The 13,439-nt window shown below is 67.0% G+C and carries 10 protein-coding genes; 2 read left to right on the top strand and 8 right to left on the bottom strand.

What is annotated here, in order from left to right; all coding sequences use genetic code 11:
* Positions 1–60: 60 nt before the first annotated feature.
* Together pgeF and JYG32_RS04120 are read right to left on the bottom strand one after the other, a co-directional pair.
* Positions 61–900, bottom strand: coding sequence for a peptidoglycan editing factor PgeF (gene pgeF / locus JYG32_RS04125; RefSeq protein ID WP_213264727.1), 840 nt, complete (start codon positions 898–900; stop codon positions 61–63).
* A gap of 6 nt (positions 901–906) precedes the next feature.
* Positions 907–2,115 carry an RluA family pseudouridine synthase gene (locus tag JYG32_RS04120; protein WP_213264726.1) on the bottom strand — a complete coding sequence of 403 codons (1,209 nt, stop codon included), beginning with the start codon at positions 2,113–2,115 and terminating at the stop codon, positions 907–909.
* Between the two features lie 41 nt (positions 2,116–2,156).
* Between JYG32_RS04120 and JYG32_RS04115 the strand changes: the two genes are divergently transcribed.
* Positions 2,157–2,981 (top strand): outer membrane protein assembly factor BamD, encoded by an 825-nt coding sequence (locus tag JYG32_RS04115; RefSeq protein ID WP_174384147.1) that lies wholly within the window; start codon positions 2,157–2,159, stop codon positions 2,979–2,981.
* Between the two features lie 121 nt (positions 2,982–3,102).
* Here JYG32_RS04115 and JYG32_RS04110 read toward each other — a convergent pair whose 3' ends face one another.
* The 3 genes from JYG32_RS04110 to JYG32_RS04100 form a co-directional block, all read right to left on the bottom strand.
* On the bottom strand, positions 3,103–5,352 hold the full coding sequence (locus JYG32_RS04110) for an ATP-dependent DNA helicase (RefSeq protein WP_174384146.1): 2,250 nt from the start codon (positions 5,350–5,352) through the stop codon (positions 3,103–3,105).
* A 55-nt stretch (positions 5,353–5,407) separates the two neighbouring features.
* Complete coding sequence (locus tag JYG32_RS04105; protein WP_174384145.1) at positions 5,408–5,623, bottom strand: YdcH family protein; 216 nt, start codon at positions 5,621–5,623, stop codon at positions 5,408–5,410.
* A gap of 77 nt (positions 5,624–5,700) precedes the next feature.
* A complete protein-coding gene (locus tag JYG32_RS04100; RefSeq protein ID WP_174384144.1) occupies positions 5,701–6,456 on the bottom strand; it encodes a hypothetical protein in 756 nt (251 codons plus the stop codon).
* Between the two features lie 160 nt (positions 6,457–6,616).
* Here JYG32_RS04100 and JYG32_RS04095 point away from each other — a divergent pair, with 160 nt between their 5' ends.
* On the top strand, positions 6,617–8,941 hold the full coding sequence (locus tag JYG32_RS04095) for a Tex family protein (RefSeq protein ID WP_213264725.1): 2,325 nt from the start codon (positions 6,617–6,619) through the stop codon (positions 8,939–8,941).
* 273 nt (positions 8,942–9,214) lie between these two features.
* Here JYG32_RS04095 and JYG32_RS04090 read toward each other — a convergent pair whose 3' ends face one another.
* From JYG32_RS04090 to JYG32_RS04080, 3 genes are all read right to left on the bottom strand, one after another.
* A complete protein-coding gene (locus tag JYG32_RS04090) occupies positions 9,215–11,131 on the bottom strand; it encodes a potassium transporter Kup (RefSeq protein WP_174383096.1) in 1,917 nt (638 codons plus the stop codon).
* A gap of 274 nt (positions 11,132–11,405) precedes the next feature.
* A complete protein-coding gene (locus JYG32_RS04085; protein ID WP_174383095.1) occupies positions 11,406–12,002 on the bottom strand; it encodes a phosphoribosyltransferase in 597 nt (198 codons plus the stop codon).
* Between the two features lie 6 nt (positions 12,003–12,008).
* The gene (locus JYG32_RS04080; protein ID WP_096471056.1) at positions 12,009–13,355 is read right to left on the bottom strand and encodes an adenylosuccinate synthase; all 1,347 of its coding nucleotides are present in this window, start codon (positions 13,353–13,355) and stop codon (positions 12,009–12,011) included.
* Positions 13,356–13,439: the final 84 nt, after the last annotated feature.

Below are 13,439 nucleotides of genomic sequence, written 5' to 3'. Positions count from 1 at the left end.
TAAATATCGAGATAACCCGATTTCGCGGCGCAACAGAACCCGGCGCACATGCGCATGCCGTCAATCTGCCAGCCAGATCGCCGCCGCCATGCGGCCCGTCACCCGGTCGCGCCGGTACGAATAGAAGCGCGCTTGTTCGGAGACCGTGCAGGCCGTCCCGCCGCTCACGTTCGCCACGCCCGCACGCGCGAGGCGCAAGCGCGCAAGCGCATAGAGATCGGCGAGAAACTTGCCGGGCGTGCCGTCGATCGCGACGAACGCATGACGGGTTTCATCATGCTCCGACTGCGGGGCCGTGTCGAGAAACGCGTCGCGCACGTCGGCGCCGACCTCGAACGCCTGCGGGCCGATCGCCGGCCCGAGGTACGCATGAAGCGTGTCCGTCGCGCCGCCCGCGAGCGCCGCGACGCGCGCCGCGGTCTGCTCGACGATGCCGGCCGCGAGCCCGCGCCAGCCCGCATGCGCGGCACCGACCGCCCGGCCCTGCGCGTCGCACAGCAGCACGGGCAGGCAATCGGCTACCATCACGACGCAGACGGCACCCGCCCGGTCCGTGACGCTCGCGTCCGCCTGCACCGGCGCCGCGGCTGCGGGCGCCGCCGCGATCACCTCGTCGGCGCGCACGATCTGCGCGCCGTGAACCTGCTCGAGCCATGCCGCGCTCGACTGGCCTGCCAGCGCGAGCAAGCGCGCGCGATTCCCGGCGACATGGACGGGATCGTCACCGGTATGCAGGCCGAGATTCATCCCGCCAGCCAGCGCGGCGCCGTCCTGCCAGCGCCCGTACGGGCCTTCGCTCACACCGCCGTCGCGCGTCGTGATCAGCGCGCGCACGCGCGGCGACACCTGCCAATCGGGCTGCACGCAGTCCTGCCACGTCAACGGCGCCAGGTTCGTCATCGGCACTCACTCCTCCTCATCGTCCGGATACGGCTCATCGTCGTGATACTCGCCGCCGAAATCGTCGTCGTCGTAGACACCGTCATCGTCGTCGAATTCCTCGTCGCCCCGCCCGAAGCCGAGCGCCGCGACGAGTACGTTCATGTCGTCCGGCAGCGGGCAGCGCCACTGCATCGCCTTGCCCGTGACCGGATGCACGAGGCCGAGCCGCCATGCGTGCAGCGCCTGTCGCGCGAACCCGTCCGGCAGCGGCGTGACCGAGCGCTTGCCGCGCGCGCGTCCGTAGACTGGATCGCCGAGCAGCGGGTGCCCGGCGTGCGCGCAGTGCACGCGGATCTGGTGCGTGCGGCCGGTTTCGAGGTCACACTGGATCGCCGAAACCGGCTGACGTTGCCACACGCATGTGTCAACCGTGCGGAAATGCGTGCGCGCCGGCTTGCCCGACGCGCCCGTGACGACAGCCATGCGCGTGCGCTCGCGCGGATCGCGGCCGATCGGCGCGTCAATCGTGCCTTCCTCCGGCATCGTGCCCCACACGAGCGCGAAATAGCGGCGCTTCACGGTGCGGGCCTGCAACTGGCGCACGAGGTCCGTCTGCGCGGCCAGCGTGCGTGCCACCACCATCAGGCCGGAGGTCTCCTTGTCGAGCCGGTGGACGATCCCCGCGCGCGGCAGGCCGGCCGCCGCGTCGCCGTAGCGATGCAGCAGCCCGTTCAGGATCGTGCCGCTCCAGTTGCCGGCCGCCGGGTGCACGACGACGCCGGCGGGCTTGTTGATGACGACGAGCGCGTCGTCCTCGTAGATGACGTCGAGCGGCACAGGCTCCGGCGTGAACGCGAGCTGCTCGGGAAGCAGGTCGGGCACGAGCGTGATCTTCGCGCCGAGCGGCACCGGCTGGCGGATCTTCGCGGGCGCGCCGTCGATCAGCACGCGCTGCGCCTCGATCCAGCTCTGCAGGCGGCTGCGGGAGAATTCGGGGAACAGTTGGGCGAGCGCCTTGTCGAGGCGTTCGCCCGCGAGCGACAGCGGCACTTCGACGACGCGCGGCGCGTCATCGGCCGCCGCGGATGGCGCCACGGGCGGTTGCAATGCGTCGCCCGTCAGATCGTCATCGAGGGAATCCCCCGAGGCAGCGTCGGCGGGCCGATCGCTTGGGCTATAATCTTCGCGATTTGGTGTGCCCGGCTGGGCATTCTGCGAACTTGAACGGGTCATTTAGACTGGGTCACCGAGACTTGAAGCTAGGACATGCGAGCATGATGAATTCGACCAAACGTACGGCCAGAACCGTCGCCGCCCGGGCTGCGGCGGTAGCGGCCGTGGCCCTCATCGCCGGCTGCCACGGCTTGCCGCAGAAACAGGACGAGACGGCTACCTGGTCGAACAACAAATTATACTCAGAGGCCCAGGACGCACTGTCCGGCGGCGACTGGGGCAAGTGCGCGAAATATTTCGAATCGCTGCAAGGTCGCGATCCGTTCGGCCATTTCGCGCAACAGGCGCAGATCAACGTTGCATACTGCAACTGGAAGGATAACGAAGCGGCAGCCGCCGACCAGGCCGTCGACCGCTTCATCCAGCTCCACCCCGATCATCCGGATATCCCGTACGCGTACTACCTGAAGGGGATGATCCACTTCAACGACGATCTCGGCCTGTTCGGCCGCTTCTCCGGCCAGGACATGAGCGAGCGCGATCCGCAGGCACTGCGCGAATCGTACGATGCGTTCAAGGTCGTCGTCGACCGCTTCCCGAAGAGCAAGTACGCGCCCGATGCGGCCGCACGGATGCGCTACATCGTCAACGCGCTCGCGTCGCACGAAGTGCACGCGGCCGACTACTACTATCGTCGTGGCGCGTATGTCGCAGCCATCAACCGCGCGCAGCTCGCGATCAAGGACTACAAGGGCGCGCCGGCGATCGAGGACGCGCTGCACATCATGATCCTGTCGTACGGCAAGCTGGACCAGCCGCAACTCGCCGAGGACACGAAGCGCGTGCTCGCGGGCACGTTCCCCGACAGCCCGTACGTGACGGGCCATTCGCGCCCCGGTGCGAAAAAGTCGTGGTGGCAGTTCTGAAGCACGGCGCGACGCAACGCCAGTTGCACACGTAAAAAACCCGGCCATCGAGCCGGGTTTTTTGTTGGCGCCGTATTCCGGCGGCACTGGTGCGGTTGCCCGGCGATCGCCGCGCGTGCCGTCACATGCGCTTTTCCGAACGGTGCTCGTCGAAGAAGTCCTGGACGACCGCGATCTCGCGGGTCCGCTTGAACGGCGGCAGGCTCTGCCAGATCCGGCGCCCGTAAGGCTTGTCGACGAGCCGCGTGTCGCAGATCATCAGCACGCCGCGATCCGTCTCCGCGCGAATCAGCCGGCCCGCGCCCTGCTTCAGCGTGATCACGGCCTGCGGCAACTGATGCACGGCGAACGGGCTCAAGCCCTTTTTCGTCAGCGCGTCGAGCCGCGCGGCCAGTACCGGATCGTCCGGCGGCGCGAACGGCAGCTTGTCGATCACGACGAGCGACAGCGCGTCGCCGCGCACGTCGACGCCTTCCCAGAAACTCTGGCTGCCGACCAGGATCGCGTTGCCGTACGCACGGAAGCGATCGAGCAGCTCGGTGCGGCTCGCATCGCCCTGCACGAGCAGCGGCGTGTTCCAGCCGCGCGACTCGATCACGTCCCGCAGCTTCGACGCGATCCGGTCGACCGCGCGCAACGTCGTGCACAGCATGAACACGCCGCCGCCGGACGCCTCGATCGCCGGCAGCGCGGCATCGAAGACGGCATCGGTAAACGCCGGCGAAGACGGCTGCGGCAGGTTGCGGGGCACGTACAGCAGCCCCTGCGACTGGTAGTCGAACGGGCTCGCGAGCGTCATCGAGCGACGCGAGCTGAGGCCCATCTGCGCCGCGTAGTGCGTGAAATCGCCGCGCACCGACAACGTGGCCGACGTGAACACCCATGCACGCGGCACGCCCGCACGCTGCTTCGCAAAGATCGGCGCAACCGACAGCGGCGTTTCGTGCAACTGGACGGTATGCGCGAACACCTCGACCCAGCGCACCTTCTCGTTCGGGTCACCGTCGGACGCCGCCTTGTCGCCGGCTGCTGCCGCATCGGCCTTCACGGCCGCTTCCGCCGCGCCGGGTGCAACCCAGCCGGCCAACAGGTCCTGCAGTTCGCGTGCGCGCCGCAGGCATGCGCCGAGCGATTCCGCCCGCTCGGCCTGGCTCGCGAGCGCCGACGCGAGCGCATCGAGCGCCGCCTCGAGCGCGTCGAGCGCACCGAACATCGGGTGATCGTCGCCAAGCTGGGCGAGCGACATGCGGACGATCTGGTCGTTCGCGAACGCGAGGCGCAAGTCGCGCGCCGCGCGTTCGAGATCGCCGCCGAGCTTCACCCACTCGACCGCGTCGCGCGCATGGCTCAGGCCTTCGGCCACCGTGTCGCGCGCGAGTTCGAGGATCTGCGTCGTCGACAGCGTCTCGCCGAAGAACAGCGTCGCCGTCTCCGGCAACTGGTGCGCTTCGTCGAAGATGATCGTGTTCGCGTTCGGCAGCAGCTCGGCCATCCCCGTGTCGCGCAGCATGATGTCCGCGAAGAACAGGTGGTGGTTGACGACGACGACGTCGGCCTGCTGCGCCTCGCGCCGCGCCTGCATCACGAAGCACTCCTTGTAATGCGGGCATTCCTGGCCGAGACAGTTGTCGCGCGTCGACGTGACCATCGACCACACGGGCGCCGTTTCCGGCACGCTCGCGAGCTCGGCCTTGTCGCCGCTCTTCGTGATCTTCGCGAAACGGACGATTTCCTGCAGATAGGCCGTGTCCTGCCGCGACGGCAGCCGGCCGTTGTCGGCCGTGCGTTGCAGATAGTAGTGGCACAGGTAGTTTGCGCGACCCTTCAGCATCGCCACCGTCACCGGTACCGCGAGCGCGTTGCGCACGGTCGGGATGTCGCGCTGGAACAACTGGTCCTGCAGGTGCTTCGTGCCGGTCGACACGATCACCTTGCCGCCCCACAGCATCGCGGGCACGAGATACGCATAGGTCTTGCCGGTGCCCGTGCCAGCTTCGACGATCAACGTGTTGTCGCCTGCGTCGCTGTCGGATCCGGCTGCCGCGGCATCGTCCGCGACCGGTTCGGCCGTTTTGTCGCCGTCGCCGAGGCGACGCGCCGGCCGCTTGCGGGTCTCGAAGATCTCGGGCTCGGGCATCCGGCGCGCGGAGGCTTCCATGGCGGACGCGACCGCACGCGCCATCTCGATCTGCGACGTACGGGGCCGATAGCCGTCGAGCGCGCGAGCCAGCAACCCGCCAACGCCAAAGATCGTGTCGAGTTCGTCGACGCGCTTGCGGCTCAGCTCGAAGGTGCCTTCGGGCGCACGAACACGCCCGGCGGACGACGCGTCTCGCCGGGCATCTGGGGTGGCTTCAAGCGGTGAATTCAAGGCAAGCGTTCCTGTGTCCAGCGCCCGTGCGGCGCCGGCGCTTGCCAGGCCGCGCTCAGGCGCGCTTATCCGGTTCCAGCTGCGATTGCAGCAAAATGATTTTGTCCTTGGCTGCCAGCTTTTCCTTCTTCAGCCGGTGCAGCGTGACGTCGTCGATGTCGGAGTGTCCTTCCTTCAGCTCGATCTCCCGAGCGAGCTGCTGGTGCTGCTCCTGCAATGCAGCCAAACGGTTGTGCAATTCCTGCTGCTGTTCCGTGAGACGGTTTTGCATGTTTGCCTCCTCATCGAAGCAGCGCGCCGACCGGCGTGCCGACGCGCACGAGACTGATTCCAGATCAACCCAACACGTTACTGCCCCTGCTGTTGCTGTTGCTGCTTGGCCTTCTCGGCCGCTTCCTGCTGACGCCGCTCGACATCGGCCTTGTGCTGCGCGGCTTCCTTCTGCTTCTGCTCGTAGCGCGCGGCGTTGTCCGCCCGCTCCTGCGCCTTCTGCGCCGCCTGCTGGTGTGCCTGGTCGAGCTTGTGCTGGAAGTCGGCCTGCTTCTGGCCGTATGCCTGCTTGCTCGCCGCGCGCTGCGGCCCTTCCGCGCCGCGCTGCGCCTGCTTAAGCGCATTCTGCTCCTGCTTGTCGCGGAACGCAGCCGCGTTCGCCGCGTCGTTCGCTGCGCGCTGCGGCGCTTCCGCCGCATTCTGCGCCTGCTTCAGCGCCTGCTGCTGGTCGCGCTGCTGCGCGCGCACCGCACGCTGCTCGTCATCGAGCGCGAGCTGCTCCTGGCGGATGCTCGCGCGCTCGTCGCGCATCTGGTCGCGCGCCTTGCCGAGACAGTGATTGACGAAGAACTTGCTGTAGCAATCGTGCTCGGCCACCGCATAACGATAATCGTTTTCCGCGGTGCGCTGATTGAGCACTTTTTGACGGGCGTCGAAATCCGGTGCGGCTGCGGCCGTCACGGGCACGGCTGCAGTGGCCGCCGGCGCGGTTGCGCCCGAGGCCTGCGCGAACGCGCCGGAAGGCCCGGCAGACAAAGCCGCGGCGAGCGCTGCGCCGAGCGCGACGAGAGAAATACGGGAAGTTGGCAACGTCGTAGGAAAGCTGCGGGACATGTGTCAAATTCTATCACCCCCGGCTGGACGCTCCGCCATTTATGGCAAAATGCCCCGCTTCACTCACCCGCGGCATCTGGCCCGTCGGGCCCGCCATGCAGCCCGCCGCTCCGGGCCTGCCGGCCCGCGCCGCGATTTCAGCAGGCAGATCATCCACGACATGACGGAAACCGTAGCACTCAAGATCGTACAGCGCATCGCCACCGAACTGTCCGTCCAGCCGCGCCAGGTCGCGGCGGCCGTGCAACTCCTCGACGAAGGCTCGACCGTTCCGTTCATTGCCCGGTACCGCAAGGAAGTGACCGGCAACCTGGACGACACGCAGTTGCGCCAGCTCGAGGAACGCCTCCTGTATCTGCGCGAACTCGAGGATCGCCGCGCGACGATCCTGTCGAGCATCGACGAACAGGGCAAGCTGACCGACGAACTGCGTACCGCGATCGATGCGGCCGACAGCAAGCAGGTGCTCGAAGACCTTTATCTGCCGTACAAGCCGAAGCGCCGCACGCGCGCGCAGATCGCGCGCGAAGCCGGCCTCGAGCCGCTCGCGCAGGCGCTGCTCGCGAACCCGCTGCTCGACCCGCAGGCCGAGGCGGCCGCGTATGTCGACGCCGACAAGGGCGTCGCCGACGTGAAGGCCGCGCTCGACGGCGCACGCGACATCCTGTCCGAACAGTTCGGCGAAACGGCCGAGCTGCTCGGCAAGCTGCGCGACTACCTGCACAACCAGGGCGTCGTGTCGTCGGCTGTCGTCGAGGGCAAGGAAAACGAGGAAGGCGAGAAATTCCGCGACTACTACGACTACGCGGAAACGATCAAGACCGTGCCGTCGCACCGCGCACTCGCGCTGTTCCGCGGCCGCAACGCGGGCGTGCTGACGGTCAAGCTCGGCCTCGGCGAAGAGCTCGACGCGCAGGTGCCGCATCCCGGCGAGGCGATGATCGCGCGCCATTTCGGCATCGCGAACCAGAACCGCCCGGCCGACAAATGGCTGTCCGACGTGTGCCGCTGGTGCTGGCGCGTGAAGGTGCAGCCGCACATCGAGAACGAGCTGCTCACGCAACTGCGCGAAACCGCCGAAACCGAAGCGATCCGCGTGTTCGCACGCAACCTGAACGACCTGCTGCTCGCGGCACCGGCCGGCCCGAAGGCCGTGATCGGTCTCGACCCCGGCCTGCGCACCGGCGTGAAGGTCGCGGTCGTCGACCGCACCGGCAAGGTACTCGCGACCGACACGATCTACCCGCACGAGCCGCGCCGCGACTGGGACGGCTCGCTCGCGAAACTCGCGCGCATCGCCGCGCAGACGCAGGCCGAGCTGATCAGCATCGGCAACGGCACCGCGTCGCGCGAAACCGACAAGCTCGCGAGCGAACTGATCGCGAAACACCCCGAGCTGCGCCTGCAGAAGATCGTCGTGTCGGAAGCCGGCGCGTCGGTCTACTCGGCGTCCGAACTCGCCGCGAAGGAATTCCCGGAGCTCGACGTGTCGCTGCGCGGCGCCGTGTCGATCGCGCGCCGCCTGCAGGACCCGCTCGCCGAGCTCGTGAAGATCGAGCCGAAGGCGATCGGCGTCGGCCAGTACCAGCACGACGTGAACCAGCGCGAACTCGCCCGCTCGCTCGACGCGGTCGTCGAGGATTGCGTGAACGCGGTCGGCGTCGACGCGAACACGGCATCGGCCCCGCTGCTCGCGCGCGTGTCGGGCCTGAACGCAACGCTCGCGCGCAACATCGTCGACTACCGCGATGCGAACGGCCCGTTCCCGTCGCGCGAGCACCTGCGCAAGGTGCCGCGCCTCGGCGACAAGACGTTCGAACAGGCCGCCGGCTTCCTGCGCATCAACGGCGGCGACAATCCGCTCGATCGCTCGTCGGTGCACCCGGAAGCCTATCCTGTCGTCGAGCGGATGCTCGCGAAGATCAGCAAGCGCATCGACGACGTGCTCGGCAACCGCGAAGCGCTGTCGGGCCTGTCCCCGTCGGAATTTGTCGACGAACGTTTCGGCCTGCCGACCGTGCGCGACATCCTGTCCGAACTGGAGAAGCCGGGCCGCGATCCGCGTCCGGAATTCAAGACCGCGACGTTCCGCGAAGGCGTCGAGAAGGTGTCGGATCTCGTGCCGGGCATGACGCTCGAAGGGGTCGTGACGAACGTCGCCGCGTTCGGCGCATTCGTGGATATCGGCGTCCATCAGGACGGCCTCGTCCACGTGTCCGCGATGTCGACGAAATTCATCAAGGACCCGCACGAAGTCGTGAAGGCCGGCCAGGTCGTCAAGGTAAAGGTGCTCGACGTCGACGTGAAGCGCCAGCGCATTGCGCTGACGATGCGCCTCGACGACGATGCGGCAGCACCCGGCATGTCGCCGCGCGGCGGCCAGGATCGCGGCAACGCGGGACGCGGCGCCGCGCGCCCGCCGCGTTCGCGCGAGCCGGAACCGGCCGGCGCGATGGCCGCGGCATTCGCGAAGCTGAAGCGCTGAGCCCGCGAAAGCCGTTGACGCGCGAAAAGCCCGCCGCAGGCGGGCTTTTTCATTACTGCCGCAAGCGCGCACGGCTTGACGCGTACTGGCGCCTGCGGGCACGCAGTCGGCTACCGGATTGGCTGGTTTGGCTGGTTTGGCTTGTGCGGAACACGCAGCGTGATGCGGCTGCGTTTGCTCTTGCGGCGACGGCCGGCAAGGCGAACGATCGCGGCCTGTCGGGGCGGTCGACAGACGCGGCGCGCGGCCGGAAGGCCCGCGCGCCGCGCCCGGTCAGATCTCGATCTTCGTGCCGAGCTCGACGACGCGGTTCGCCGGAATCGAGAAGAAATCGGTCGGCTTCGCGGCATTCTGATGCATCCACGCGAACACGCGCTCGCGCCAGATCGACATCCCGGGCAGATGGGTCGGCACGACCGTTTCGCGCGCGAGGAAGAACGACGTATCCATCAGCTCGAACGTCATGTCGCGCGTGCGGCCGAATTCCTCGAGCATGGCCTTCACGTCCGGCGTCTCGTTGAAGCCGTACTCTGCCGTCACGATGTAGAGTCCGCCGCCCGCATCGCGCGAGCTCAGGCGCTTGTCGTCGCGCACGTAAGGAATGTCGCGCGTGACGAACGTCAGGAAAATGGTCCGCTCGTGCAGCACCTTGTTGTGCTTCAGGTTGTGCAGCAGGCTGACGGGCACGAGCTTGTCGTTGCCGGTCAGGTAGATCGCGGTGCCCGACACGCGATGCGGCGGATGCGCGAGCAACCCCTGCAGGAACGGCTCGAGCGGAATGCCGTCGGCTGCCGTGCGCTCCTTGACGATGTGGCGCCCCTTGTACCAGGTCATCAGCAGGAAGAACAGCAGCGCGCCGATGCCGAGCGGCAGCCAGCCGCCCTGCGCGACCTTCAGCAGGTTCGCGCCGAAGAAGCCGAGATCGACCGCGAGGAACACGGCGATGATCGCACCGACCAGCAGGCGGTTCCAGTTCCACACCTTCACCATCACGACAGCCGCGAGCACGGTTGTGATCACCATCGTCGCCGTCACCGCGATGCCGTACGCGGCCGCGAGGTTGTCGGAGCTCTTGAAGCCGACCACGATGCAGAGGATCACGAACAGCAGCAACCAGTTCACGACCGGCACGTAGATCTGGCCGATCGCGAGTTCGGACGTATGCAGCACCTTCATGCGCGGCACGTAGCCGAGCTGGATCGCCTGCGACGTCAGCGAATACGCGCCCGAGATCACGGCCTGCGACGCGATCACGGTCGCGACCGTCGACAGCACGACGAGCGGCAGCAGCCCCCATTCGGGCGCCAGCAGGAAGAACGGGTTCTCGATCGCCTTCGGGTTCTGGATCAGCAGCGCGCCCTGGCCGAAGTAGTTCAGTACCAGCGACGGCATCACGAGCCCGTATGCAGCGAGGCGGATCGGCTTCGCGCCGAAGTGGCCCATGTCCGCGTAGAGCGCTTCCGCGCCGGTCAGCACCAGCACGACCGAGCCGAGCACGACGTAGGCCTGCAGCACGTGCTCCGACATGAACGACGCGGCGTAATACGGGTTGATTGCCGCGATGATGCCCGGCACGCGGACGATGTGGTACACGCCGAGCGCGGCAATCACGACGAACCACAGCACCATGATCGGGCCGAACAGCTTGCCGACCAGCGCGGTGCCGTGGCGCTGGATCCAGAACAGCGCGATCAGGATCACGATCGTGATCGGCATCACGAGATGGGACAGGTGCGGCGTCGCGATCTCGAGACCTTCGACGGCCGACATCACCGAGATCGCCGGCGTGATCACCGCGTCCCCGTAGAACATGCACGCGCCGAATATCCCGAGCGCCATCAGTGCGCCCGCGACGCGGGTTTTCGAGTCGAGCGGCCGCAGCGACAGCGCCATCAGCGCGAGCACGCCGCCTTCGCCGTTGTTGTCTGCCCGCATCACGAACAGCAGGTATTTGATGCCGACCACCAGGATGATTGCCCAGAACAGCAGCGAGATCACGCCGAGAATCGAGCCTTCGGTCAGCGGGATGCCGTGCGCGGGGCTGAACGCCTCCTTGAGCGAATACAGCGGGCTGGTGCCGATGTCGCCGAACACGACGCCGATGGCTGCTATCGCTAGCGCCCGCATCGAGTGTTGGTGCGTCGAGTGCGGCGCGTGTGCTGCGTCGGTCGCGTGGATCGTGTCGTTCATATGAAGCGTAATAATCGGGTCCGGGTCGGACAAAACGAGCGCTATTCTACTCGCGCCCCCGTGAAACACCGCCCTGCTCTGTTGCCGCGAAACCACGTGATCCACGCTGCGCATGCAATCCGGCGCGAGCTGTGGCAGGGCTGCCATCATAGCCGGGGCGGCGCCGTCTGCCTACCGGATACGCAGGGCACGCCGTGCCGCGCAATCAGTGCCGCAATGAAAAACGGCGCCGCAAGCGGCGCCGTACAAGGCTTTCCTTCGATCGGCCGGGCGCTTAGGCGCCCGAACCGTCGCGCTGCGCGCGACCGCGCTTGATCCACGCCTCGAGGTTGTGCGGACGAACCGTGTCCCACTCCTCGAACGGCTGATGAATCCACGGATTCGTCGGCAGATACTGCGTGTGATAGTCCGGCTTGACCTTCGAGCAACCCTTGTACCAGAGCACGGCCGAACGCACGGCCGTCACGGCCGGATAGCGCTCCTTCAGGTGCTCCTGCACGCGTGCAAGCGTGACGCCCGAATCGACGAGATCGTCGACCAGCAGCACGTTGCCCGCGAGGTTGCCGCGCGTCATCGTGATGTACTGCGCGATGTCGAGGTCGCCCTGCTCGGTGCCTGCCGCTTCCCGGTACGAACTCGTCGCGAGGATCGCGAGCGGCACGTCATAGATGCGCGACAGTTGATCGCCGACGCGCAGGCCGCCGCGCGCGAGGCACAGGATCTGGTCGAACTTCCAGCCCGATGCGTGCACCTGGAGCGCGAGCAGCTCGATCAGACGGTGATACTCGTCCCAGCCTACCCACAGATTCTTGTCGTCGTTGCGCGGATCGGTCATCAAGTCTGCCGCCGTCATCGTGATTTGCTGCGTCATCTGGGGTTACACCTTGAACGGATGGCGGAGCAGGATCGTTTCGTCGCGGTCCGGGCCCGTCGACACCATGTCGACCGGCACGCCAGCCACTTCCTGGACACGGGTCAGGTAGGCCTGCGCATTGGCCGGCAGCGCTTCCCACGTCTTGATGCCGACCGTGCTTTCCTTCCAGCCGGCGAACGTTTCGTACACGGGCTCGCAACGGGCCACATCGGCTGCGCCGCGCGGCAGGATGTCCGCATCCTTGCCGTCGATCTTGTAGCCGACGCACAGCTTGACTTCGTCGAGGCCGTCGAGCACGTCGAGCTTCGTCATGCACAGGCCCGACACGCCGTTGATCTGGATCGAGCGGCGCAGCGCGGCCGCATCGAGCCAGCCCGTGCGGCGCGGACGGCCGGTGACCGAACCGAACTCCTTGCCGACGTTCGCGAGCGTGACGCCGACCTGGTCCTGGCGCTGCGGGTTGTCCGCGTCGTACAGCTCGCTCGGGAACGGGCCCGAGCCGACGCGCGTGCAATACGCCTTCGTGATGCCGAGGATGTAGTTGAGCTTCTGCGGACCGACGCCCGCGCCGGCCGACGCCGCACCCGCGACGCAATTGCTCGACGTGACGAACGGATAGGTGCCGTGGTCGATATCGAGCAGCGTGCCCTGCGCGCCTTCGAACAGCAGGTTCTGGCCTGCGTTATTCGCGTCGTACAGGCGGCGCGACACGTCGGCCACCATCGGCTTCAGGCGATCGGCATAGCCGAGCATCGTGTCGAGCGTGGCCTGGAAGTCGACGGCCGCGCCACCCAGGTACTGGGTCAGCACGAAGTTGTGGAAGTCGAGGTTTTCGCGCAGGCGGTCGGCGAAGGTCTTCGCGTCGAACAGGTCCTGCACGCGCAGCGCGCGGCGGCCGACCTTGTCTTCGTACGCGGGGCCGATGCCGCGGCCCGTCGTGCCGATCTTGCCTGCGCCCTTGCGCGCTTCGCGCGCCTGGTCGATCGCGATGTGGTACGGCAGGATCAGCGTTGCGGCTTCGGAAATGAACAGACGGTCGCGCACGTTCACGCCGGCTTCTTCGAGCTCGCCGATTTCCTTGAACAGTGCTTCGGGGGACAGGACGACGCCGTTGCCGATGTAGCAGGCGACGCCTTCACGCATGATGCCCGACGGAATGAGGCGCAAGATCGTTTTCTTGCCGCCGATGATGAGGGTGTGGCCGGCGTTGTGGCCGCCCTGGAAACGCACGACGCCCTGAGCGTGGTCCGTCAGCCAGTCGACGATCTTGCCCTTGCCTTCATCACCCCATTGAGTTCCCACGACGACGACATTGCGCCCGGGAGTCACGTTCACTGCGCTGGCAGACATGTTGATTCGTTAGCTGGTTAAAAACGTATTCTACCTATGTTCGCGGGCGATTCCGAATTTTTCCGTTTCGCTTCAACGATATGC

This window comes from Burkholderia pyrrocinia, from assembly GCF_018417535.1.
Lineage (GTDB): Bacteria > Pseudomonadota > Gammaproteobacteria > Burkholderiales > Burkholderiaceae > Burkholderia > Burkholderia pyrrocinia_E.
This window is presented reverse-complemented; position numbering and strand designations above follow the sequence as displayed.

What these genes read in the sequence shown, in the direction of transcription:
- JYG32_RS04080 (WP_096471056.1), bottom strand. Translation starts at nt 13,355, where the DNA reads ATGTCTGCCAGCGCAGTGAACGTGACTCCCGGGCGCAATGTCGTCGTC.
- JYG32_RS04095 (WP_213264725.1), top strand. Translation starts at nt 6,617, where the DNA reads ATGACGGAAACCGTAGCACTCAAGATCGTACAGCGCATCGCCACCGAA.
- JYG32_RS04105 (WP_174384145.1), bottom strand. Translation starts at nt 5,623, where the DNA reads ATGCAAAACCGTCTCACGGAACAGCAGCAGGAATTGCACAACCGTTTG.
- pgeF (WP_213264727.1), bottom strand. Translation starts at nt 900, where the DNA reads ATGACGAACCTGGCGCCGTTGACGTGGCAGGACTGCGTGCAGCCCGAT.
- JYG32_RS04120 (WP_213264726.1), bottom strand. Translation starts at nt 2,115, where the DNA reads ATGACCCGTTCAAGTTCGCAGAATGCCCAGCCGGGCACACCAAATCGC.
- JYG32_RS04090 (WP_174383096.1), bottom strand. Translation starts at nt 11,131, where the DNA reads ATGAACGACACGATCCACGCGACCGACGCAGCACACGCGCCGCACTCG.
- JYG32_RS04100 (WP_174384144.1), bottom strand. Translation starts at nt 6,456, where the DNA reads ATGTCCCGCAGCTTTCCTACGACGTTGCCAACTTCCCGTATTTCTCTC.
- JYG32_RS04085 (WP_174383095.1), bottom strand. Translation starts at nt 12,002, where the DNA reads ATGACGCAGCAAATCACGATGACGGCGGCAGACTTGATGACCGATCCG.
- JYG32_RS04115 (WP_174384147.1), top strand. Translation starts at nt 2,157, where the DNA reads ATGATGAATTCGACCAAACGTACGGCCAGAACCGTCGCCGCCCGGGCT.